Here is a 22,716-nt window from a genome sequence, read left to right on the forward strand (position 1 = left end):
TAAAATGGATTCCGGGCTCGCGCCAAGTGGCGCGCCCCGGAATGACGATGTGGAGGCAGCTAGCCCGACTTCAACGCCGCCATCAGCTTCGCCGCGTGCTCTTCCAGCACCTTGGCGTCTTCCTTGCGGCTCGCGGGCGGCAGCATGGCGACGCCGTCGTGGCGCGGCATCACGTGCATGTGCAGATGAAACACCACCTGTCCGCCGGCGGGCTCGTTGAACTGCTGCACGGTGATGCCGTCGGCTTCGAACGCCTTCATCGCGGCCGCTGCGATCTTGTGCGCGCCACGCGCGACATGGGCGTAGTCATCGGGCTTGATGTCGAGGATGTTGCGGGCAGGGGCCTTCGGGATCACCAGGGTGTGGCCGGGCACGCGCGGCATGATGTCGAGGAAGGCGAAGACGTGCTCGTCCTCGTACACCTTGTTGCAGGGCAGCTCGCCGCGCAGGATCTTTGCGAAGATGTTGTTGGTGTCGTAGGCGGTCATGGCGGCGGCTCCCAAGGAATTTGCGCTTAGAATTTTGCGCTTACTGTCACCAGCGGCGGCAAGGCGTCAAGGCGCCTCGTCAATGCCTTTCCGGAACGGGCCGAGCTCGGTAAGCTCCCGTCCGGCCTCCGCGACATAGGCGCGCTCGCGCTTGAGGTAGTCGTCGATGGCGCGGCGCAGGCCGGGATCGGCGATGAAGTGGGCGGAATGGGTGGTACGCGGCAGGTAGCCGCGCGCGATCTTGTGCTCGCCCTGCGCGCCGGCCTCGACATGTTTCAGGCCGCGTTTGATCGCGAAGTCGATCGCTTGGTAATAGCAGACCTCGAAATGCAGGAACGGATGATGCTCGACCGCGCCCCAGTTGCGGCCGAACAGCGTGTCCGAGCCGATGAAGTTGATCGCACCCGCGATCCAGCGATTGTTGCGGCGGGCCATCACCAGCAGCACGTCCTCGCTCATGGACTCGCCGATCAGCGAGAAGAACTCGCGCGTCAGATACGGCCGTCCCCATTTGCGCGAGCCGGTCTCCATGTAGAATTCGAAGAAGGCGTCCCAGGCATCCTTGGTGATGTCTTTTCCGGTGAGCCAGTGGATCGTGATGCCGGCGGCGAGCGCATCGCGCCGCTCGCGCTTGATCGATTTGCGGTGGCGGGAGTTCAGGGTGCTGAGGAAATCGTCGAAGCTCGCAAAACCCTCGTTGTGCCAGTGGAACTGCTGGTCGGTGCGCTGGAGGAAGCCGTGGCCGGCGAGCAGCTTCCATTCATCCTCGCGCGCGAAGGTGACGTGCACGGACGAGGCTTTGCTGACGCCGCACAGCGCCACCAGCCCGCTCGCCAGCGCCTCCATGATGCGCTCGCGATCGACGCCGTCGCGGACCAGCAGCCGCGGTCCCGTGGCGGGGGTGAAGGGGACCGAGACCTGAAGCTTCGGATAGTAGCGTCCGCCGGCGCGCTCATAGGCATCCGCCCAACCCCGGTCGAAGACGTATTCGCCTTGGCTGTGCGATTTCAGATAGCAGGGGACGATTCCGGCGACATGGCCGCCGAGCTTGGCGACCAGATGCCGGGGTCCCCAGCCGGTGCGGATCGTTGCCGAACCCGATTTCTCAGCCGCGGAGAGAAAGGCGTGGGAGACGAACGGGTTATAGGCGGGTCTTGAGAGGCCGAGGGAATCGCCTGGAGGGACGGATGAGGTTCCCGCACCAGCCCCATTGCACCGTCCGCCGGGATTGGCGCAGGCGTCCCAATCCTCGGGCGAGATGTCGCCAATGGACGGTACGGCCTCGAGCGTAATGTCGGATGATGCCATTGCGCCCAAGATCGTGCATTGCAGCAGCGACTTCAAGGGGTGGGGGAACACAGGTCTCGTGCCCCGGACGCAGCGCAGCACGTAGTGGTGCGCTGCTGAGCCGGGGCCCATGTGGCAGCGAGTCCGAGGGGACGGTGGGTCCCGGCTCTGCGCCGCAACGCTAAAGCGTTGCAGCTTGTCCGGGACACGAGAGGTGCCATGCCCCCTACGGCACGAACCCCTCGAAGATCATCTGGTCCGCATATTGCCCGACCCGGGTCCGCTGCTCCGGCGTGCGCACGGTCCAGCCGAGCAGGGCGCAGCCGAACAGGTTGCGGGCGATCCAGGGGGCGGGGGCCGGGAGGTGATCGACCTTGAAGGCGACGAAATGCGGCTGGGTCTGGAAGCCATGGCGCAGGTACAGCATGCTGTCGCGCTGCGCCGGCGTCAGGTAGGCCCAGTACTCGTCCTCATAGGTCCGCTGCGCGACGATGCCGCGCGGACGGTTGGGCAAAAGTTCGCGCAGCGCCAGCACCTGGTCGGGATCGAACGACATGCCGACCGCGGGGCCGTCATAGGACGCCAGCACCTCGGCCATCCGCTTCACCAGCTTGCGGTCGCCGCCAAAATGGCTCTTCACCTCGATCACTAGGGGCACGCGGCCGGCGACCATGGCGCAGAGGTCGGAGAGCGACATCATCCGCTCGTCCGTGTCCTTGAACTTGACGGCCTTCAGCTCCGCCGCGGTCTTTGAGATCACGTCACCGCTGGCCTCGGTGAGGCGGCCGAGGGCATGGTCGTGATGCACCATGGCCTCGCCGTCGGCCGAGAGCTGGATGTCGACCTCGATCGAGAAATTGCCCGCGACCGCAGCCCGGACCGCGCCCGGCATGTTCTCGACGATGCCGCGCGAAATGTCATGCAGGCCGCGATGGGCGACCGGCCGGGCTGTCAGCCAATCCGGAGCGCGCATGCGCGTCAGGCGACCTCGAACACGCCTTCGACCTCGACCGCCGCGTCCGCGGGCAGCGAGGCGACGCCGACGGTGGTGCGGGCATGGCGGCCCTTGTCACCGAAGGCGGCGACCATCAGGTCGGAGGCGCCGTTGAGCACCTTCGGCCCGTCCAGGAAATCAGGCGCCGAGTTGATGAAGCCGCCGAGCCGCACCACGCGCACGACCTTGTCGAGATCGCCGAGCGCCGCCTTGACCTGGGCCAGCAGGTTGACGGCGCAGCCGCGCGCGGCTGCCGCACCCTCTTCGATGGAGACGCCAGCGCCGAGCTTGCCCTTGGCGATCAGCTTGCCGGCGGGGTCGAAGCAGACCTGGCCGGAGACGAACAGCAAATTGCCAGTGCGCACGAACGGGACGTAATTGGCGACGGGGGTGGGGGCCTCATGCAGCTTGATACCCTGTTCCGCCAGTTTCTGCTCGACCGTGCCCGCCATGTCCGACCTCGTTGTCCAAAATCCTTCGCTCCGGCGCATCCCTGGATGGCCGGGCGCGCACTGTTTCGCCCATCGTGCCGCCACATGCAAGCAACCCAAGGGGACTAAACCGGGGCTGCATCTTGTTGAGGCACGGCAGCAGGTTCAACGCGAAGGGCCAACTTTACGTGATACGGCCTCAGTTGCGACGCAATGGAACGGTCATTAAAATGTCGAATCTGCGCTTTCCTCAGGGAACAGATATGGTGCACCTTTTCCGGACTTCGCTCGGTGTGATGGCGCTCGCCGCGGCCATTGTCGGCCTTGGTGGCGGGGCTCAGGCCGCCAACGGTCCGTTTCTCGCGCACCAGGCGCTCTATGACCTCAGCCTCGTCAAGTCGCGCTCCAATTCGGTCAACAGCGCGCGTGGCCGGATCCTCTACAACTTCACCGGCAGCGCCTGCGAGGGCTACACCTCCGAGTTCCGGCAGGTCTCCGAGCTCGACAGCGGCGAGGGCAAGGTCACGCTCAGCGACCTCCGCTCCAACTCCTGGGAGGACGCCGCGGGAAAGAGCTACCGCTTCAAGATCGAGACGCGCATGAACGAGGCGGATGCCGGCCGCGTCGACGGCTCGGCCGAGCGCGACGGCGACCATATCAATGTCAAGCTGAAGCTGCCGGCGCCGAAGAGCTTCACCCTCGACGGCAAGATCGTATTCCCGACCGAGCAGATCCAGCGCATCATTGCGGCCGCCAAGGACGGCAAATCGCTGCTGGAGCTCTCCGTCTATGACGGGTCCGACGACGGCCAGAAGGTCTACAACACGCTGACCGTGATCGGCCAGCCGATCCCAGCCGACCGCGCCACCTCGTCCGATCCATCGACCTCGGACGAGCACATGAAGTCGCTGAAGCGCTGGCCCGTCACCGTCAGCTATTTCGACCGCGAGGCCCAGCGGAAAGAGGGCGAGCAGACGCCGATCTATGCGATGTCGTTCGAACTCTACGAGAACGGCGTCTCGCGCCAGCTCGTGCTCGACTACAACGATTTCGTCATCTCCGGCGCGATGGGCAAGTTCGACGTCAAGGACAGCAAGCCCTGTAATTGAGGGCTGTCTCTCTTCGTCATTGCGAGCGCAGCGAAGCAATCCAGAGGCTCTCTCCGCGGAAAGATTCTGGATTGCTTCGTCGCAAGAGCTTCTCGCAATGACGGGGCTAGCTCTCGTCACACTCTCCAGCTACGCTCTCTCCCAACCACAAACTCGGGGAGCCAGCCCATGCCGAAGCTCGACCATCTCCGCCCCAGCGGCCTGCATCACAATCCCGCCTATTCCCATGTCGTCACTGCTACAGGCGCGCGCACGATCTACATCTCCGGGCAGGTCTCGACCGACGAGGAGGGGCGGATCGTCGGCGAGGGCGATATCGCCGCGCAGACGACGCAGGTGATGCAGAATCTCGGTCTGGCGCTGAAGGCGGCCGGCGCGAGCTATTCCAATATCGTCAAGATCACAACCTTCGTCGTGAACTACAAGCCGGAGCTGCGACCCATCATCGGCAAGGCTCGCTCCGCCTTCTTCGAAGGCATGGAGCCGCCGGCCTCCACGCTCGTCGGCGTCTCCGCGCTCGCCGCGCCGGAATGGCTGATCGAGATCGAGGCGGTGGCGGTCGCGGATTGAGGTTTTCCTGTAGCCCGGATGGAGCGCAAGCGTAATCCGGGAAGCCTGTCGCGACGGAGGGCACTGTCCCGGACTGCGCTGCGCTCCATCCGGGCTACAGGTGCGTCGCCTCGGACATCCCTCGTAGCAGCACCATCGCTTCATCGGCCCTGTCGACCGGCACGAAGAGATGGTCGTGGTGAAAGGCCGACACGGCGTTCACGCTGATGCCGGCTTCGGCCAGACGCGCCGTGATGGCCGCCAGAAAGCCCACCGCATCGAGCGCGGAGTGAACTGACAGGGTGATCAGGCGCGAGGGAAATTCATGGCGCAGCCCGGCACGTTCGGCCTCCTCGTGCAGTATCACCAGCGTTGTTCCTTCGCGTTCGCGGAACGTCAGCATCGGGCTGATGCTGGCTGGAATGCTCGCGCTCGGCGCAAGCGTGCAAAACACGAAGGTGCCGTCCAGGATCTCCAGCTTCATGTCACGCAGCAGCGCGTCGAGATCGCGTTCGCCTGTCATGGTGCCTGTCCCCGAACCGGCAAGATCGGTTGAGCCCCTGCGAAGCTATCGGCGCCAGCGGCTGTTGAAGCCATGGTCAACATACCTTTGTATATCTCTTCCAATCCTTCTCATGTCCTGACCTTACACTGGTACAATTGAGCGACGGCGGGAGATTCTTACAATTTGAGTCCACTCGGGTCACTGCGAAGAGGCTCAAATGAACGTCGTCATTCGAAAGCTCAACGGCTTGTGGCACCTCATCGTCGGGTCTTGTCAGATCCGAACGCCGTTCCTGGAAACCCAGGATCGACAGTTGGTCGTTCAGTATGCCCGGCGCGCCTATCCGGGTGCACGGATATTCGAACGCGACTGAGTCGAGCACGACCAGATCACTCCTGCGGCTTCTCCGGCCCCTCATACGCAATGCCGCGGATCACCGCGGCGCTGCCGAACTTCTTGCGCAGGCTGTCCACCGCACGTTCGGCGTGCGCGGCGCGGCGGTCGAGCATGTCGGTGTCGTCGCTCACCGAGCCCTCGCGCAGGGCGCTGACGCCGGCGCCCATCAGGCGAAAGGCGGTGCCGTCGATCTCCTTGGCCAGCATCTCGCGGCAGATCGCAAAGATCTTCGCGGCAAGCTGCGTCGGGGCTGTGATCGACTGCGAGCGGGTGCGCTGGCGGAAATCGGCGGTCTTCAGCTTCAGCGTGATGGTCGAGCCGGCGAGCTCGCTGCTTTTCAGCCGCGACGACGTCTTCTCGCAGAGCCGCCACAGGATCTTCTCCAGCGTTGCGAAATCGCGGATGTCGGTCTCGAAGGTGGTCTCGCTGGAAATGGTCTTGGCGCCGCGATCGGGCTCGACGCGGCGGTCGTCGATGCCGCGCGCGAGCCGCCACAGCCGGCGGCCGTCGCTCGGAAACTGCCGCATCATCTCGATCTCGTCGGCCTTCTGCAGGTCGGCGATGATCCGGAAGCCGCGCTGCACGAGGCGCTCCTGCGTCGCGGGGCCGACGCCGAAGATGAAGCCGACCGGCCTCGAAGCCAGCATCGTCAGCGCTTCGTCCTGGTCGAGCGCGGCAAAGCCTCTGGGCTTGTCGAGGTCGGAGGCGATCTTGGCCAAAAACTTGTTGCAGGACAGGCCGACCGAGACTGTGATGCCGATGTCGCGCTCGACCTCGCGGGCAAAGCGCGCCAGCACTTTTGCGGGGATCATGCCGTGTACGCGCTCGGTGCCGGAAAGGTCGAGGAAAGCCTCGTCGATCGAGAGCGGCTCGACCAGCGGCGTCAGCGCGTGCATGGCCTGCCGGACCTCGCGGCCGACCCGGACATACTTCGCCATGTCCGGGCGGATCACGGTCGCATGCGGGCAGGCTTGCAGTGCCTTGAACATCGGCATCGCCGAGCGCACGCCATAGGTGCGCGCAATGTAGCAGGCGGCCGACACCACGCCGCGCTTTCCGCCGCCGATGATGACGGGCTTGTCGGCGATGTCAGGATTGTCGCGCTTCTCGACCGTCGCATAGAAGGCGTCGCAGTCGATATGGGCGATGGTCAGGCCTGCCAGCGCGCGGTGGCGGACGAGGCGGGGGGATCCGCAGGCGGAACAGCGCCGCACGCCCATATCCAGATCGGCCAGACAATCCCGGCAGAAGCAGCGGGGCCCGGCCGCCTCTGGAACGCTCACGGCACGTCGCGCTCCCAGGAGGGGTCGCCGAGCGCGTCGCCCAGGACCTGCCGCGCTGCGGCAACGTTGGTCGGATGCAGTTCCGCGGCCTTGGCAAAGGCCTTCACAGTGGCGTCATCGCGCAGCACGAAATCGAGCACGCTGAGGAGGAAATTCGGGTCCGCGGCGGCATTGCGGAGGGTCTCCGGACCGACCCCTGTCTCGGCCAGGAACAGGCCCAGCCGCTCGGGCTCGCCCGCGACGAAAGACAGGGCCTGAATCGCAACGATTTCAGCGACTTCGCGGGGGTTGTGAACAGGCTTTTTCACGGCGACGGTTTGCCTTTCCGTTAACTTTCGGTCTCTAATTTGGAATCATCATGCCCGAGTCCCGTCCTCAAGTCTTCCGGCCCAGGCAAGCAACTGGAAACCACATCGCAGAAAGTCGACCCTCGGGTTTAACGAAACTCAAGCGAATCTGAGGCTAGTTTGAATCCAGTTTTCGAAGCGCCGGGAAGCGGCGTCTGAGGCGTCACATGTACCGGTCCTTCGGACCAATCAGGAGGGCGGGATGGCTAAGACCGTCCTGATCGTGGAAGACAACGAGCTCAACATGAAGCTCTTCCGCGACCTGTTGGAGGCGCACGGCTACCAGACCACAGGCACCAGCAACGGCTACGAGGCGCTCGACCTCGTTCGCAAGATGCGGCCCGACCTCGTGCTGATGGATATCCAATTGCCGCAAGTCTCCGGGCTCGAGGTGACGCGCTGGATCAAGGACGATCCGGAGCTGCGTACCATTCCCGTCGTCGCGGTCACGGCGTTCGCGATGAAGGGCGACGAAGAACGCATCCGCGAGGGCGGCTGCGAAGCCTATTTGTCCAAGCCGATCTCGGTCGGCAAATTCATTGAGACGGTCCGGCGTTTTATCGGATAGGAAGTGAGTTCACAGTGTCCGCGCGTATCCTGGTTGTCGATGACGTTCCTGCCAACGTCAAACTCCTCGAAGCCCGCCTGTCCGCCGAATATTTCGACGTGATGACCGCCTCGAACGGCACCGAGGCGCTGGCGATCTCGAGGCGCGCCGAATGCGACATCATCCTGCTCGATGTGATGATGCCCGACATGGACGGCTTCGAAGTCTGCCGCCGCCTCAAGACCGATCCCGCCACGCACCACATTCCGGTCGTGATGGTCACCGCGCTCGACAGCCCCGCCGACCGCAATCGCGGGCTGGAAGCCGGCGCCGACGATTTCCTCACCAAGCCCGTCTCCGACGTCGTGCTGATCGCGCGCGTGCGCTCGCTGACGCGACTGAAGATGATGACGGATGAGCTGCGCATGCGCGCCATCACCTCGCTCGAGATCGGCATGCAGGCGCCCGAGCGCAGCGCCGTCGCCGACACCGGCAAGGGCGGCCGCATCCTCCTGGTCGACGACCGCGAGTCCTCCTATGAGCGGCTGGCGACGATCCTCGCCGCCGAGCACACCGTCGACGTCGAGCCGAACCCGACGGAGGCGCTGTTCCACGCCGCCGAGGGCAATTACGACCTCCTGATCGTCTCGCTCGACCTCAACAATTTCGACGGCCTCAGGCTCTGCAGCCAGGCGCGCTCGCTGGAGCGCACGCGCCACGTGCCGATCCTGGCCATCGCCGACCCCGAGAACTCGACGCGGCTGCTCCGCGGCCTCGAGATCGGCGTCAACGACTACCTGCTGCGCCCCATCGACAAGACCGAGCTGCTGGCGCGCGCCCGCACCCAGATCCGCCGCCGCCGCTACACCGATCACTTACGCGACAACGTGCAGAACTCGATCGAGATGGCGATCACCGACGCGCTCACCGGCCTGCACAATCGCCGCTACATGGAGAGCCATCTCGCAACGCTCGCCGAGCAGGCCGCGACCCGCGGCAAGCCCCTGGCGCTGATGATCCTGGACATCGACTACTTCAAGTCGATCAACGACAATTACGGCCACGACGCCGGCGACGACGTGCTGCGCGAATTTGCGGTGCGGGTGCGCAAGTCGATCCGCGGCATTGATCTCGCCTGCCGCTACGGCGGCGAGGAGTTCGTGATCGTGATGCCGGAGACCGATCTCCACGTCGCCGGCATGGTCGCCGAGCGCCTGCGCCGCTCGATCGCGGGCGAGCCGTTCGCGATTCACAAAGGGGCGAAGCGCATCGAGGTCACGATCTCGATCGGGCTGACCACGCTGGAGCAAAAGGGCGAGTCGGTCGCCGACGTCCTCAAGCGCGCCGACACCGCGCTCTACCGCGCCAAGCACGACGGCCGCAATCGCGTGGTGTCGCAGGCGGCGTGAGCCGTCCGCACAAAAAGTGCGAAAACAACCCCATGCACAGTAGCCGGCGTTAGTCGGATCAATGGGTTATGCGGGTGGCAAACAGGCTTGCGCCAGCGGTGGCGTCGTTTGACTCGTCGGGCAAAACAGGAGCATGTTGGTAGGGGCGGTCGGTGCGTGAATGAACGTGTCGCGACATCCTCACGCTTCGCTGCGCTTGTCTGGGACGACGCCGGTTATTGTGGTGGGCGTTGGTGGCCCTTCACCTGTTCTTCGCATCACCTCCCAGCTCCTGTTTGACAGCTCGAAGCAGAGCTTCAGGGAATGAGATAGATCGGGCTGGACCAGGCCTGATGACCGTCTTCCTGGGTCACGCGAACGTAGACTGGCAGATCCGCCCGGAGATCGCGTCCCTCGACGCGATGCCGGATCCGTATCGACATCGCGCCGCCATTTTCCGGCAACCGCCAGACGCGCAGCCGGCGTGCCAGCCCTCCTGCTTCGACCACGCGTTCCTCGGCGCCCAGAGATCCGAGGTCGATGTCGAGCGCTGCAAGATTGGTCTCGATTGCGAGCCGTCCCACTGCCGCGTCGTCGACGAAAACGTCGAAGCCTGCCATGTTTCCGGTCGTCACGGACTTCCACGAGACCATGTTGTCGCCGTTCGACCAGTGCAAAGGCTGCTGCGGATTGAGGAAGTTGATGGCCTTCACTTGGTTGATGCGGCTGCCCGTCAGTCGGGCTTCGCCCGTCCATGAGGTTTCCCTGCCTCGGCCCCGGTACTCGGCTCCACTCCAGCTCACGCGGATGCGTCGGCCGAGATCAGCGGCGGTGTAGGGGCGGAACGTCTCGGCGATCTCCTTGCCGTGGAAGATGTCAATGCGGTCGATCGGTGCCGAGCCGGAGACATCGACGTCCAGGCTCAACCCGGTTCGGTTGGGCGCCACCACCGCGCCCATCAGGACGCTGGTGCCGCGCCGGAATTCCGTTGCCCCGAGCAGCGGATCGTCGGCGTAGATCGTGACCGGCGCGTCGAAGGTGCCGATCACATTCATGTAGAGGCGCGTTCCCGTCGTGCCGTATTGCCGGCGCGCGCGCAGGGCGTCGAAGACGCCGTCGCGTGTCAGCTCCGTTGCCAGATAGCAGGTGAGGCCGCCGATGGCGCCGAACGTCGACGCGCCGGGTTGGGTCGCGCCCTGGCGTCCCTTGTGATCGTCACTGTGACAGACGATGCCCGGACGGTGCCCGAGATCGAAGGCGTCGTGCAGGAGCCATTCGAAGGTGCCCCAGCTCGAATGGATCTCGACCGCGCGTTCGAGACGTCCGTCGTGAGCCACGCCGAGATCGGCGTATCGCCCGCCGACATGCGCGATCACCACCGCATCCTCTCTGGCCTGCTCCAGGGTGTCGAACAGCGCGCCGGCCGTATAGCAGTCTGCGTCGGCGGCATCTTCGACGAGAATGCGCGAGGAGCGGTGGATCGGCCTGCCTTCGTGGCGGTAGAAGACGTTGCGATCGCCGCCCATGCCGGTGTTGCCCGACCATTCATAGCCGGGAAAGGTGACGAATCTGCCGGGCTCGTAGAGCTCCGCCGTCAGAGCGTTGAGCTCGGCCCAGAAACCGTCGGTGATCTGAAAATCGTTGCCTTGATGGCCGATCACGTCGAGGAACGCCTGGTCGCGGCCGAACAGGAAGTAGTCCCGTACGGGATTTGTGCCCACGGTTTCGCCGCTCTGCCCGTGCAGGTCTCCCCAGAAATGCTTGAAAGGAGCGCCGTCGACGATCCTCGCGGGGGTCGAGGTGCACAGGACGTGTCGATCCCCGGCCGCTCGGACGTCAATGCGCAGGTCGCCTGGTTTGAGGGCCTTCAAGCCGTCGATGACCAGGGTCCCGCGTTCGCCAACGGCGAGCGCATGCTCCGGCAGTCCGGAAATGCTTGAAGACGCGGTCAGGCGAATGGGCTGTGCTCCCTGAGCCGTCGGGTTGCCCCATATGTCTTCGGCCGCGATGCACAGCCGGAAGCTTTCGCCGAGGACGTTCTGGCTCGGCAAGCTCGCGCGCCAGCGTACGGCTTCCCCCGGTATCAGGCGAATATGAGGTGAGAGCGGGAGCTCGGTGTACTGGTTGGTCGCGAACGCGTCGATGAGAGTCTTGAACTGAAAATGCTCGACGGCCGTTTGCAGCCGGATTCCGGGCGACCCCGCCCTGCGGTCACCCATCCTGATCGTGATCGTCTCGCCCTTGCGCAGAAAGCCGCGGCCGACCCGCACAGTCAGGCTGTTGGTCCAGGGACGGACGCCGCTGCGATCCACCGAACATTCGAGCCTGGCGCCGTTCGAGGCCTCGATGGTCGTGTAGTTGAGATTCTGGGGATCACTGAACTGAGGCTTGCCCATGTCGGAAGTCGTGCGCCAGCAGACCCGTATGCCGCCGGTGTCGTCGATGCCGAAATCGCCCGTCGTATACACGAAGGTGAGGCTCTGCACCGATCCGGCCGGGACCGGGTCCACGGCGTCGAGCGACATTGTGCCCATCTGAGCGGGCAGGTAATCCTTGCAGATCATATTGCATTCTTCTCGGTTCTGGTGATCGACGACGACCCGTTCAGTCCATCATTCTGGAGACTTCCTCATCGAGGCTCGCCAACAGGGCCGTCTCGATCTCCAGGAATTCCGGTGCGGTGATGTCGCGAGGTCGCGGCAAGTTGACTTCAAACACTTGCTTGATCTTCGAGGGCCTGGCTGAGAACAGATAAACCTTGTCGGCAAGAAGCAGCGCTTCCTCGACCGAATGGGTGACGAAGACGACGGTCTTGCGATTGTCTTCCCAGATGCGAATGAAGTCGCTGATGAGGCGACGCTTGGTTTGCGCGTCCAGGGCGCCGAACGGCTCGTCCATCAGCATGACCTCAGGGTCGTAAGCCAGCGCGCGCGCGATCGCCACGCGCTGCTGCATCCCGCCGGACAACGTATGCGGAAAAGCCTTCTCGAAGCCTTTGAGTCCCACGAGCGAAATCAGATGCCGCACGCGCTCGTCGGATGCGGCATCCCGACGTCCCTGGACGTCGAGCCCGAAGCGGATGTTGCCTTCGACCGTTAGCCAGGGAAACAGGACATATTCCTGAAAGACGATACCGCGGTCCGGCATCGGCCTGTCGACGGTCCGTCCGTTCATCGAGACCGTGCCGGAAGAGGGGTGCTCGAAGCCGGCGATCATGTAGAGCAATGTCGATTTGCCGCAGCCGGACGGACCGATGAAGGCGGCGAATTCGCCCTCCGCGATCTTGAGCTCGGCATCGCCGATGGCATGCACCATCTCTCCGTCCGCCGTGCGAAAGCTCTTCGCGACATGAATGACATCGAGCTTGGGTGCGGACGAGTCGATCTGTGTCGAGATTGTCATGGATTGACTCTCCTCAGGCGGCGCGGACTGTGCCCCAACGCTCGATCGTGTAGCGTTGCAGGGGGCGGAATAGACCCTTCTCGATCAGAAGGCCGAGCAGCGCGATCATGACGATGCCGCCGTAGACCGTTTCGGTGTCCATGAAGGTCCGGGCGTCGAAGATCAGATAGCCGAGGCCCCAGCCCGAGCCCGCGAGCATTTCGGCGCCGACCAGCGCGCGCCAGCCATTGCTCACGGCGAGGATGTGGCCGGTGATGATCGAGGGCAGCGCTCCCGGCAGCAGAACCTTGAAGAACAGCTTGAAATGGCTGGCGCCCATCAGTTCGGCGGCCCACAAGTGCTTCTTCGAGATGCCTCGCACGCCCGCAGCCGAGTTGTAGATGATCGGAAAGAGACCGGCGATAAAGATCACGAAAATGATGGTCGCGTCCGTCATGCCGAGCCACAGGATGATGATCGGCACCCAGGCGAGCGTCGGAATCGGCATCATGACGGTGATGATCGGGTCGAAGAAGGCATGAACGCTTCGGTTGATGCCCATGAGCAGACCGAGGGCCGTGCAAATGACAGCGGCGAGCCCGTAGCCGACGGCAATGCGCCCGAAGCTCACGAGTGTATGCTTGAGAAGCACCGGCAGGGCGCCGTTCTCACTGTGCAGCAGGCGCACCATATTGGCCGCGACCGCCGAGGGAGGCGGCAGCAAGACCGGATTCATCAGACCGAGGCGGCTGCTGGCCTCCCACAGCAGGAGCACGGCTGCGATCGGCCAGCAGAACCGCAAGCCCGCGCGGATCATCTGGACACCATGTGCGGCTGTCGACGTGCCCGCCGGGCGGACGATGCCTTCGCGGGGCGTCACTTCGATTTCGACCGTCATCCGTCAGCCTTTCAGTTCGTGCTGCGCAGTTTGCGTGCGGCTTCGATGGCGCTGCCATCGAATGCCGTCGACCAGTCGGGTTCACTGCCGCGCAGCTTTCCGGCCTTCTTCAGCAGCTCGTAATTGGCCTTGGCCTCCGCCTTCACCCGATCGGTCAGCTCGATGGCGTAGTCGGAGGAGGGGATCGACATCTCGATGGCGGTGGCGTCGATCTGCTGGCCTGCGCGATTCATGATTTCGGCGATGACCTTGGCGGCGCCCGGCACGTCGTCACGCAACAGTTTCTGGCCGTCCATGAAGGCCGCAAGATATTTCGCGAAGGCCAGCGGCTTCGCGGCCAGCGCCTTGCGGTTGGCGACGATGAAGACCGGATTGTCGACGACACCCTTGAAGCTGAAGATCGGTCGCGCGATTCCCTTGGCGATCAGCACCGACACGATCGGCTCCCAATAGATCACCGCATCGACCGAGCCGCCGGCGAGCGCCGCGATCGCTTCCTGATCGCCGCTGTTGACGAGTTGAAATTCGCTTTCCTTCCAGCCGCGCGAAGCGATGTAGGTCAGGAAGGCGGAATAATTGCCGGATCCGATCCTGATCGCGACCTTCTTGCCGCGCAAATCGTCCATCGACTGATACGGCGATTCCTTGCGCACCACCGTTCGGTAGGTGCCCCCACCGGAACTCGCGACGCCGATGGCGACCACGTCCGGCGAGCGCGACAACAGCGTCACGAATGGCGTGATACCGACTTCTCCGACCTCAATAGCGCCGGTCAGGATGGCCTCGTTGGCTTCGATGCCGGTCGACATCTTGGCGACGTCGACGTTCAGGCCATACTTGTCGGGGTATCCGGTATCCTTCGTCGCGATCGATGTGCTGGTCAGCCGGTAGGCTGCCCGGATCATATCCCGATCGGCGTGAGCGAGACGGGCCCCCGTCATGAGCACGACGGCGGCGAGGCCGGCAGAGCACAGCGCGCGGCAAGCCTTCCTGAGCAGGTCATGATGCATGGAGAGTTCCTTGCTAGGCCGGCGCGCGCCCGTCAGGCGGCCACCAGCGTTAAAGACGGATGGCCATCGAGATCGAGAACGTTGTCGATCGAGAATTCGTAGGAATCCGCGTTCATGTACGAGCGGACCACGTCGGCGGTCCGGCCGTCCTGAAGCAAACGCCGGCGATGAAGCACCAACACCGGCGCTCGTTCGTTGATCTTGAGATGCTGGGCCGTCTCACGTCCGGCCGACGCTGCGCGGATCGAGACTTCTGACTTCTTGATCGGCTGCCCGAACATGCGCTCGATCAGATACGCCGTTGAATGGCTCGCTGCGTCTTCCCTGGAGATTGCCGCAACCTCAGCCCGAAGCCAGCCGATGGCTATTCCGACGGGGCGGTCGTTCAGGAGGTAGAGCCGATCCAGGCGCAGAAGCTGGTCATCTGGCGGACAATCGAAGAACGGCGCGATATCCGCCGGTGGGTGCTGCAGGCCAAAGGTCAGCAGCCGGGACGAGGGCGCGTGCTTCTGAGCGAAAAGCGTGTCGAAGAGTCTGTCCGCGCCCGTCAGGCCCGTGCGGATCAGCGGGCGAGCCACGAAGGTGCCCTTGCCCTGCCGGCGATCGATCAAGCCTCTGGTCAGGAGGTCCTCGAACGCTTGCCGCACGGTGATGCGACTGACGCTCAGATGCCGACAGAGCGCCGTCTCAGAGGGCAGCATCTGCCCTGGACCGAAATGGCCCCCTTCGATCTTCGCCTCGATTGCCCGGGAGAGTTGGAGGTAGAGCGGTAGCGCGCTGTCCCGCTCCAGAGACAATTCCGAGAGTGTTGCGATGGCTTCCCGCTGTTTCAATCTCTTAACCCGTCCCAAGTTGTCCTAAGATGTCTTATTCAAGAGCCGTGCCAGGTGGGCAAAGCGGCTGAATTGGGGGCTTGGGAGAGCCGGACAGGGGCGTGCCAAGTGCTTGTGCCGCGTTTTTGGCGGCCCGGGTGGGAGCGTGCGGCGTACGTCATGCCCGGGCCGGCGCGAAGATTGCCGACGGTTGAGGCAGTCTGATTGGGACGGCGGCGTTTATTGCGGCGTGGACTTGCGTTGCTTCGCCGGCTTCGCATCACCACCCACATCCACCCCCGCATTGCGCAGCAGCACCGTCGCCGCTTCCTTCGCGGCGCGCGCCATCGCGGGATCGTCGCGCACGAGATCCTGGGCGATGGCGCCGTCGACCAGCAGCACGAGCTGCGTCGCCAGCGCATCCGCATCGGCGACGCCGAGCTCGGTGAGCCGCTCGCGAAACCAGATGCGGCGGCCTTCCTTGAAGGCAATCGCGATCTTCTTCACGGCGCGATCCGTGGGACCCAGCTCGGCGACGGCATTGACGAACGGGCAGCCGCGAAAATCTTTCGCCGCAAACCGCCGCTCCAGCGAATCGAACGTCGCAAGAATCTGCTCGGCCGGCGGCTTGTCGGACGGGCGCTGAGCTACGAAGCGGCGCTCGAGATAGGCCGCGATGAGCGCGTCCTTGGAGGGGAAGTGGTTGTAGAGCGTGCGCTTGGAGATGCCGATCTCGGCCGCGATGGTGTCGACGCCGATGGCGCGAATGCCTTGCAGATAAAATAGCTTGTCGGCGGTCTCGAGGATCCGCTCTTTCATCATCTGTTGTTTGGGCGGGGGAGCCATGCGGCAGCACGCGTCCTGTTCGCTTGACAGCACCTGCCAACCATAGCCTAAGTAAACAGGTCTGTGTACCCAAAATCAACGGCAAAAGCAGACGACGGCATTTGCGCCGTGCCGACGAGGGAGAAGAAAATGCCCCTGTTGCAGGTCCTGCGTCCGACATTGCCGATCCTGATCGGCGCCTCGATCATGCTGACGCTGAGCATGGGGTTGCGGCAGTCGCTCGGCATCTTCATGCAGCCGCTGACGCACGACATCCATATTTCGATCTCGGATTTCACGCTGGCGCTGGCCGTGCAGAACCTCGCCTGGGGCTTTCTCCAGCCGCCCGCCGGCGCGCTCACTGTGCGCTACGGCTTCCGTCCGATCATGATCGCGGGCACGCTGATGTACATTGCGGGGCTCGCGCTGATGGCAACCGCGAACGGGCTTCTCAGCATCATGATCGGCGCCGGCGTGCTGATCGGGACGTCGCTGGCCTGCACCGCAGCCGCGATCGCGATGTCGGTGGCGGCGCGTGCGGTGCCCGAAACGGTGCGCTCGACCGTGCTCGGCATCGTCTCCGGTGCGGGCTCGCTCGGCGCGCTCTTGTCGGCGCCGATCGGTCAGATGCTCAACGAGGGCTTTGGCTGGCGCATCGGCCTTGCCGGCTTCGTCGTGATGTCGGTGCTGATGATTCCCGCCGCGTGGTATGCGGGGCGCGTCGACCAGATCCCGCTGCCCAAGCCGGCCGCCGACGAGATCGACGATGCCACGGCCGCGACGGCGGCGAGGACCGCGTTCGGCAATGCCTCTTTCGTGGTGATGACCTGTGCTTATCTCGTCTGCGGCATGCAGCTGGTGTTTCTGACCACGCATCTGCCGTCTTACCTCGCGATCTGCGGCCTCGATCCGATGCTGAGCGCGCAGACGCTCGGCATGATCGGCGGCTTCAACGTGCTGGGCTCGCTGTTCTTCGGCTGGGCCGGCCAGCGCTGGAACAAGCTTGCGCTGCTGGGCGGGATCTACCTCCTGCGCTCGCTCGCGCTCGCCTGGTACTTCATGCTGCCGGCGAGCCCGTTCTCGACGCTGCTGTTCGGCGCGATCATGGGCTTTTTGTGGATGGGCGTCGGCCCGCTGGTCGCAGGCGCGGTCGCGGAGATGTTCGGCCTGCGCTGGCAGGCGATGATCCAGGGGCTGGCCTTCATGAGCCATCAGGTTGGCAGCTTCCTCGGTGCCTATGGCGGAGGGGTGCTCTACGACGCGCTCGGCTCCTACACCATGGCCTGGCGCATCGGCGTGGCGCTCGGCCTTGCCGGTGGCATCGTGCAGGTCGCGTTCGCGCTGATCCGTCCATCGCAACCACCGGCGCCGGTGCTGCGCACGGCGTAGGGCGGAGGCGACTGGTCGCTTTCGTCAGCTTGGAGGCTTACAGCGGACTCCGCGCTGTTTGGTCGTGGTGGGCCGATTGTGAACCCGTAGCGAACGTCTAAGGCTTCGGTTGAGGTCGTGACCTTTGGCAGACCGACCGATCACGTTTGCCGGGATACGAGCCACAGAGACCTGCTCACTTGCGTGGCAGGAAACAGCGCCCCCAGCCTGGCCACCCAAGCTCGGTCTTCCCGAGAAGGTTTGGCGGGACGAGGCCCAACCCATCGGCAGCCATCCTGCAATCTACGCTGCTGGACTTGTCGGACATCAAGTCGTCTCATCGCAAAACCGCTAGCTCGCCCTTCGCCACAGGGACCAAGACATGGAATGGGCGGGCCATACGACGCATTGGACACTTGAGACCGGAGCTAAGGTGTGGCTGCGGACCAATTCCGGGTTGCACGATTATCCACCGGCAGGAACCGACCTGCCGATCATACTTGGTGATGCAACGGTCATCAGCAGCTGGGTGGTGAGCGCGTCGCCGAGCAGACTTATCCTCGAGTTGGACGTCGGTCATCTCCGACGTCTGGCGCCGGGCGCTTCCGGCCTATCCCCTCGCGGATTTCCTGGATCAGAGTGGATCGTGCAGCTGCGCGTGTAGCTAAGCGGCAGGCCGATTGTCACGCGTCGAACGATACGATTTGTACCGATCGATCTGGTTTGCGAGGCGGACCCAGCTTTGCGACAGAGATTTGAGGAGTCTTGCTTCAGTCTCGTCCCGCGCTGATTGCATTAGGCTGAGGCATTCAGTGGACTGGTCACGACAATGTTTCGCGGTTTCCATGAATGCTGCTCTCATCCCATCGCCAAACCTGTTAGCCAGCTTGACATACTTCTGAGCGAAAATCTGTGGACGAGCTCACATTTCCATAGGGCTTGGCACGCCGCCATGAATGCGCTGAGTGTCGTTGCGCGCGCCGCTTGCGCACAAGCTGGCGTTGATGTTCGTTGCCTGTTGGGATCGAGAGCCGGGGCCCATGTCTTCGCGGTGTGCCGTGTTGCGTTCTGGGTCCCGGCTCTGCGCAGCAGCGTTGCACGCTGCAGCGCGTCCCGGACATGTAGCGGAGCAAATGAAAACGGGGCCCAGAGGGCCCCGTCAAAGTCTTCAACGTCCCGCGATCTTACTTGATCTTGGCTTCGCGGAATTCGACGTGCTTGCGCGCGACCGGGTCATACTTCTTCTTGACCAGCTTGTCGGTCATGGTGCGCGAATTCTTCTTGGCGACGTAGTAGAAGCCGGTGTCGGCCGAGGACACGAGCTTGACCTTGATGGTGACCGCTTTGGCCATGTTCTGAACCTCAGAAAATTGGGGAATCTGGAGCCGGCCAAACGGCCCGCGTTGGCCGGCAAACTAGCCAGAAACCGTCTGATGTCAAGGTTTTACACCCCCAAAACCACCCAAATCGGGCCCATTAGGCCTCAAAGAACCGGTTTTTCGGCCGCGGCAGGCCCAGATTCTCCCTCAAAGTGGGCCCTTCATACTCTTTGCGGAAAATCCCGCGCCGCTGCAGCTCCGGGACCACCTTGTCGACGAAATCGTCGAGGCCGGCGGGCAGGAACGGGAACATGATGTTGAAGCCGTCGGAGCCGCGCCCGACCAGCCATTCCTCCATCTGGTCGGCGATGGTCTTGGCGGTGCCGACGAAGGCGAGGCCGCCATAGCCGCCGACGCGCTGGGCGAGCTGGCGCACGGTGAGCTTTTCGCGGGTGGCGAGATCGACCATACGCTGCCGACCGCTCTTGCTGGCGTTGGTCTCGGGAATCTCGGGAAGAGGGCCATCGGGATCGAAGCCGGAGGCGTCGGTGCCGAGGATGACGGACAGCGAGGCGATGGCGCTGTCATAGTGCACGCGGCTGTCGAGCAGCGCGCGCTTCTCCTTGGCCTCGTCGACGCTGTCGCCGACCACGACGAAGGCGCCGGGCAGGATCTTGAGGTGCTCGGGGTTGCGGCCGATCTTCTCCATGCGGCTCTTGATGTCGGCATAGAGCTTCTGGCCGTCGGCGAGGCTGCCGCCGCCGGTGAACACGGCTTCCGCGGTCTCGGCCGCGAGCTGCTTGCCGTCTTCGGAGGCACCGGCCTGCACGATCACCGGCCAGCCTTGCACGGGCCGGGCGATGTTGAGGGGGCCACGCACCTTCAGATATTTGCCGTTGTGGTCGAGCGTGTGCATCTTGGCGGGATCGAAGAACAGGCCGCTCTCGACATCGCGCACGAAGGCATCGTCGGCGAAGGAGTCCCACAGGCCGGTGACGACATCGTAGAATTCCCGGGCGCGTCTGTAGCGCTCGGCGTGCTCCATGTGGTCGTCGAGGCCGAAATTCAGCGCCGCATCCGGGTTGGATGTGGTGACGATATTCCACCCCGCACGCCCACCGCTGAGATGGTCGAGCGAGGCGAAGCGGCGCGCGACGTGGTAGGGCTCATCGAACGTGGTCGAGCCGGTCGCGATCAGGCCGATGCGCTCGGTGACCGCCGAGAGCGCCGAGAGCAGCGTGAACGGCTCGAACGATGTCACGGTGTGGCTGCGCTTGAGCGCATTGATCGGCATGTTCAGCACGGCGAGGTGATCGGCCATGAAGAAGGCGTCGAACTTGCCGGCCTCGAGCTTCTGGATCAGCGTCTTGATGTGCGAGAAGTTGAAATTGGCGTCGGGCCAGGCCCCGGGATAGCGCCAGGCGCCGGTGTGGATGCTGATCGGGCGCATGAACGCGCCAAGCTTGAGTTGCCGTTGTGCCATCGCCCGGTGTCCTTCTTCATTGTCGTTCGGAAAGACATAGGTGCGGGCCGGAACTCCGCCATTGGGGGAGGCGGGAAGAATTTTTTGTTTTTTGCAGCTCTCTCAGCACGTCATTCCGGGGCGCGCCTCTTGGCGCGAACCCGGAATCCATCGGGCCGCAAAGACTGCCGAGCGATGGATTCCGGGTTCGCGCTTCGCGCGCCCCGGAATGACGAACGAGAGCTTGGCGCCGCGGAGCCTAGCCCAAAACATCCTTCTGCATCTTGCCGCCGTAGAAATGGAAGAACGGCACCGGCGCGTCGTGGCGGAGCGGGCCGGTGGCGAGGCGGGTGTCGAGCTCGTTGAGCACGTTGCGCGTCATCGGATGCAGATCGGCGAGCGGCTTCGAGCCGAGCTCGACCCAGACCAGCTCGACCCGCTGAACATCCGCAGGCGCCGTGATCTCGCCGACTATCATTTCATCAGCATCACCGGCGATGATGATGCGGATCTGACGACGTACGACGTCAATCTCTGCGGCAACGAGGGCACCGAGCCGATCAACCTGATGAGCTTCAAAAAAGCGCGAGGAGGCAGACAGGCTCGCGAGCGAGATCGGCCGCGTCCTCAAGCTGCCGGCGCGCGGCTATGTCGGCACCGAGCCGGACGCGGAGTGATCAAGCCTGGCTATGACCTGTTGCTCCCCGTTCCGGAAATTGCCATGTTCGCGGCCAAACACCGCGATGGAAGGCCATGACCTCTGCGAATAATTTCATCCCCGCGCTTCTGCCGCGCGGCAACGGCCACCAATTTCTGTTGTATGGCGACTCCTGTTCGGGCGTGCCCGGTGCCCTGCATGAAAAGACCTTCGCCTCGGTCAACGCAGTCGTTCAACGCCTGAGACCGCAGCCTGACTTCGTTCTCTTTCCGGGCGATGAAATCATCGGACTGACGCCGGATCCGGACGCGCTGCGTGCGCAGTGGCGCTATTGGCTGGATACGGAAATGGCATGGCTCGACCGTGCGGCCATTCCGATGTGGCACACGACCGGCAATCACACGACCTATGATTTGATGAGCGAGGCGGTGTTTCGCGCAGTGCTGGACCTGCCGGACAATGGGCCGCCGGGGCAAGCCGGTCTGTCATACTTCGTGAGGCGCGGCGATCTCCTGATGGTGTTCGTCAACACGCTCTGGAGCGGCCTTGGCGGTGAGGGCCATGTCGAGCTGGCCTGGCTGGAGGCTACGCTCAGGGAGCATGGTGATGCCCGGCATAAGCTCGTCCTTGGTCATCATCCCGTGTTTCCGATCAACGGCTTTACAGGGACATATCAGCGCGAGATCGGCCACGAATACGCCCGCCCGTTCTGGGACATCCTGGTGAACGAAAACGTGCTTGCCTATCTGTGCAGCCACATCCTCGCCTTCGACGTGCAGGCGCATCGCGGTGTCCTCCAGATTTGCACTGCGGGCGCGGGAACGGCGCACAGGATGCCGGAAGGCGTCGAGTATCTGCATTGCATCCAGGCCGCGCTCGACGAGGAGGGCCTGCGTTATCAGGTGCTCGATGTCGACGGCGCCATCAGGGAGAAGTTGGAATGGCCGTTGGGCGATCCTGATCCCGCCCGGTGGAGGGAGCTGCCGCTCGGGGAAGCCGAAGCGCCGTTCAGCGGACGTGTGGAGAGCGGACATAGGATCGAGCTGAGACTGGTGGGGCAAAGTGCTGCGACCGATGTCGCATCGGCTCAGACGATTTTCACGGCTTTCGCGCCTGGTTCGATCGCGCCGTTCTGGCTTGGGCTTCGGGGACCGAGGCAAACTCTGACAGCCATCGTTGGTCGTGAGCCGGGACGCAGCCCAACCTATTGGTTCGGACCTGATCTTCCGGCAGGCGACCGCTTTGATATTCGCGTCGCGATCTGTCCGGATATGGGCCCCGGCGGTCTCCTCTACCGCTATCACGACTCTCCGCGCTGGTCGTCCTTCACCTCTGCGACGGCGCGAGGGCTGGATCAGCTGGCGTGGCCCCGGCATTGGGCGATCGGCCACGGACAAGGTGGCCGCGAAGACCGGGCCTTCAGAGGTGCCGCGCTGAGTTTGCTGATCGCGTGAGCAGGCCCGGAGAGCCCGGCGGCTGGATCAGCCCAAAACATCCTTCTGCATCTTGCCGCCGTAGAAATGGAAGAACGGCACCGGTGCGTCGTGGCGGAGCGGGCCGGTGGCGAGGCGGGTGTCGAGCTCGTTGAGCACGTTGCGCGTCATCGGATGCAGATCGGCGAGCGGCTTCGAGCCGAGCTCGACCCAGACCAGCTCGACC

The 22,716-nt window shown here is 63.9% G+C and carries 23 protein-coding genes and 2 pseudogenes; 8 read left to right on the top strand and 17 right to left on the bottom strand.

What is annotated here, in order from left to right; translation table 11 throughout:
• Positions 1-59 precede the first annotated feature (59 nt).
• The 4 genes from JQ566_RS25705 to JQ566_RS25720 form a co-directional block, all read right to left on the bottom strand.
• Positions 60-488, bottom strand: coding sequence for an HIT family protein (locus JQ566_RS25705; RefSeq protein WP_212377508.1), 429 nt, complete (start codon positions 486-488; stop codon positions 60-62).
• Positions 489-554: 66 nt separating this feature from the next.
• Positions 555-1,796, bottom strand: coding sequence for a GNAT family N-acetyltransferase (locus JQ566_RS25710; protein WP_212377511.1), 1,242 nt, complete (start codon positions 1,794-1,796; stop codon positions 555-557).
• 205 nt (positions 1,797-2,001) lie between these two features.
• Entirely contained in the window at positions 2,002-2,748 is a 747-nt protein-coding gene (locus JQ566_RS25715; protein ID WP_212377513.1) for a glycerophosphodiester phosphodiesterase, read from the bottom strand.
• Between the two features lie 5 nt (positions 2,749-2,753).
• Positions 2,754-3,221, bottom strand: a complete 468-nt coding sequence (locus tag JQ566_RS25720; RefSeq protein ID WP_008130072.1) for a RidA family protein — start codon at positions 3,219-3,221, stop codon at positions 2,754-2,756.
• Positions 3,222-3,463: 242 nt separating this feature from the next.
• Between JQ566_RS25720 and JQ566_RS25725 the strand changes: the two genes are divergently transcribed.
• Together JQ566_RS25725 and JQ566_RS25730 are read left to right on the top strand one after the other, a co-directional pair.
• On the top strand, positions 3,464-4,309 hold the full coding sequence (locus JQ566_RS25725) for a cell envelope integrity EipB family protein (protein WP_212377515.1): 846 nt from the start codon (positions 3,464-3,466) through the stop codon (positions 4,307-4,309).
• 168 nt (positions 4,310-4,477) lie between these two features.
• On the top strand, positions 4,478-4,879 hold the full coding sequence (locus JQ566_RS25730; RefSeq protein ID WP_018646938.1) for a RidA family protein: 402 nt from the start codon (positions 4,478-4,480) through the stop codon (positions 4,877-4,879).
• A 94-nt stretch (positions 4,880-4,973) separates the two neighbouring features.
• On the opposite strand, the gene JQ566_RS25735 is transcribed toward JQ566_RS25730, so the two are convergent.
• Positions 4,974-5,381, bottom strand: coding sequence for an ACT domain-containing protein (locus JQ566_RS25735; RefSeq protein WP_212377518.1), 408 nt, complete (start codon positions 5,379-5,381; stop codon positions 4,974-4,976).
• A gap of 199 nt (positions 5,382-5,580) precedes the next feature.
• Between JQ566_RS25735 and JQ566_RS25740 the strand changes: the two genes are divergently transcribed.
• Positions 5,581-5,736, top strand: coding sequence for a hypothetical protein (locus tag JQ566_RS25740; protein WP_008548553.1), 156 nt, complete (start codon positions 5,581-5,583; stop codon positions 5,734-5,736).
• Positions 5,737-5,752: 16 nt separating this feature from the next.
• Here JQ566_RS25740 and JQ566_RS25745 read toward each other — a convergent pair whose 3' ends face one another.
• Complete coding sequence (locus JQ566_RS25745; protein WP_212377520.1) at positions 5,753-7,042, bottom strand: DNA polymerase IV; 1,290 nt, start codon at positions 7,040-7,042, stop codon at positions 5,753-5,755.
• A complete protein-coding gene (locus JQ566_RS25750; RefSeq protein ID WP_212377523.1) occupies positions 7,039-7,350 on the bottom strand; it encodes a DUF3572 domain-containing protein in 312 nt (103 codons plus the stop codon). Before JQ566_RS25750 ends, JQ566_RS25745 begins: the two co-directional genes overlap by 4 nt.
• A gap of 241 nt (positions 7,351-7,591) precedes the next feature.
• Here JQ566_RS25750 and JQ566_RS25755 point away from each other — a divergent pair, with 241 nt between their 5' ends.
• Positions 7,592-7,957, top strand: a complete 366-nt coding sequence (locus JQ566_RS25755; protein WP_027573612.1) for a response regulator — start codon at positions 7,592-7,594, stop codon at positions 7,955-7,957.
• A 14-nt stretch (positions 7,958-7,971) separates the two neighbouring features.
• Complete coding sequence (locus tag JQ566_RS25760; RefSeq protein ID WP_212377526.1) at positions 7,972-9,345, top strand: PleD family two-component system response regulator; 1,374 nt, start codon at positions 7,972-7,974, stop codon at positions 9,343-9,345.
• A 296-nt stretch (positions 9,346-9,641) separates the two neighbouring features.
• Here JQ566_RS25760 and JQ566_RS25765 read toward each other — a convergent pair whose 3' ends face one another.
• The 6 genes from JQ566_RS25765 to JQ566_RS25790 all read right to left on the bottom strand — a co-directional run bounded on the left by JQ566_RS25765 (position 9,642) and on the right by JQ566_RS25790 (position 16,271).
• On the bottom strand, positions 9,642-11,888 hold the full coding sequence (locus JQ566_RS25765) for a DUF3604 domain-containing protein (protein ID WP_212377528.1): 2,247 nt from the start codon (positions 11,886-11,888) through the stop codon (positions 9,642-9,644).
• 40 nt (positions 11,889-11,928) lie between these two features.
• Positions 11,929-12,726, bottom strand: coding sequence for an ABC transporter ATP-binding protein (locus tag JQ566_RS25770; RefSeq protein WP_212377531.1), 798 nt, complete (start codon positions 12,724-12,726; stop codon positions 11,929-11,931).
• A 13-nt stretch (positions 12,727-12,739) separates the two neighbouring features.
• A complete protein-coding gene (locus tag JQ566_RS25775; protein WP_212377534.1) occupies positions 12,740-13,603 on the bottom strand; it encodes an ABC transporter permease in 864 nt (287 codons plus the stop codon).
• Positions 13,604-13,614: 11 nt separating this feature from the next.
• Positions 13,615-14,613 (bottom strand): ABC transporter substrate-binding protein, encoded by a 999-nt coding sequence (locus JQ566_RS25780; protein WP_212377537.1) that lies wholly within the window; start codon positions 14,611-14,613, stop codon positions 13,615-13,617.
• Positions 14,614-14,645: 32 nt separating this feature from the next.
• Positions 14,646-15,446 carry a GntR family transcriptional regulator gene (locus JQ566_RS25785; RefSeq protein WP_212377540.1) on the bottom strand — a complete coding sequence of 267 codons (801 nt, stop codon included), beginning with the start codon at positions 15,444-15,446 and terminating at the stop codon, positions 14,646-14,648.
• Positions 15,447-15,665: 219 nt separating this feature from the next.
• Positions 15,666-16,271 (bottom strand): TetR/AcrR family transcriptional regulator, encoded by a 606-nt coding sequence (locus JQ566_RS25790; protein WP_212377543.1) that lies wholly within the window; start codon positions 16,269-16,271, stop codon positions 15,666-15,668.
• Between the two features lie 129 nt (positions 16,272-16,400).
• Here JQ566_RS25790 and JQ566_RS25795 point away from each other — a divergent pair, with 129 nt between their 5' ends.
• The gene (locus tag JQ566_RS25795) at positions 16,401-17,639 is read left to right on the top strand and encodes an MFS transporter (protein WP_212377546.1); all 1,239 of its coding nucleotides are present in this window, start codon (positions 16,401-16,403) and stop codon (positions 17,637-17,639) included.
• A 1,163-nt stretch (positions 17,640-18,802) separates the two neighbouring features.
• On the opposite strand, the gene rpmG is transcribed toward JQ566_RS25795, so the two are convergent.
• The 3 genes and pseudogenes from rpmG to JQ566_RS25810 all read right to left on the bottom strand — a co-directional run.
• A complete protein-coding gene (gene rpmG, locus JQ566_RS25800; protein ID WP_007603295.1) occupies positions 18,803-18,970 on the bottom strand; it encodes a 50S ribosomal protein L33 in 168 nt (55 codons plus the stop codon).
• A gap of 124 nt (positions 18,971-19,094) precedes the next feature.
• A complete protein-coding gene (locus tag JQ566_RS25805; RefSeq protein WP_212377549.1) occupies positions 19,095-20,420 on the bottom strand; it encodes an LLM class flavin-dependent oxidoreductase in 1,326 nt (441 codons plus the stop codon).
• Between the two features lie 238 nt (positions 20,421-20,658).
• A pseudogene (locus JQ566_RS25810) lies at positions 20,659-20,850 on the bottom strand (NUDIX hydrolase); the annotation flags it as partial.
• On the opposite strand from JQ566_RS25810, the gene JQ566_RS34710 reads away from it, so the two are divergent.
• Positions 20,785-21,156, top strand: coding sequence for a hypothetical protein (locus tag JQ566_RS34710; protein ID WP_249139809.1), 372 nt, complete (start codon positions 20,785-20,787; stop codon positions 21,154-21,156). The pseudogene JQ566_RS25810 and the gene JQ566_RS34710 sit on opposite strands and share 66 nt — an antisense overlap.
• Positions 21,153-22,511: a metallophosphoesterase family protein gene (locus JQ566_RS25820; RefSeq protein ID WP_212377552.1), complete on the top strand. Its 1,359-nt coding sequence runs from the start codon at positions 21,153-21,155 to the stop codon at positions 22,509-22,511. Before JQ566_RS34710 ends, JQ566_RS25820 begins: the two co-directional genes overlap by 4 nt.
• Before the next feature lie 27 nt (positions 22,512-22,538).
• Here the strand turns inward: JQ566_RS25820 and JQ566_RS34715 are convergent.
• Positions 22,539-22,716, bottom strand: a pseudogene (locus JQ566_RS34715) (NUDIX hydrolase); the annotation flags it as partial.

It is taken from the genome of Bradyrhizobium sp. SZCCT0231, assembly GCF_018130245.1.
GTDB classification, from domain to species: Bacteria; Pseudomonadota; Alphaproteobacteria; order Rhizobiales; family Xanthobacteraceae; genus Bradyrhizobium; species Bradyrhizobium japonicum_F.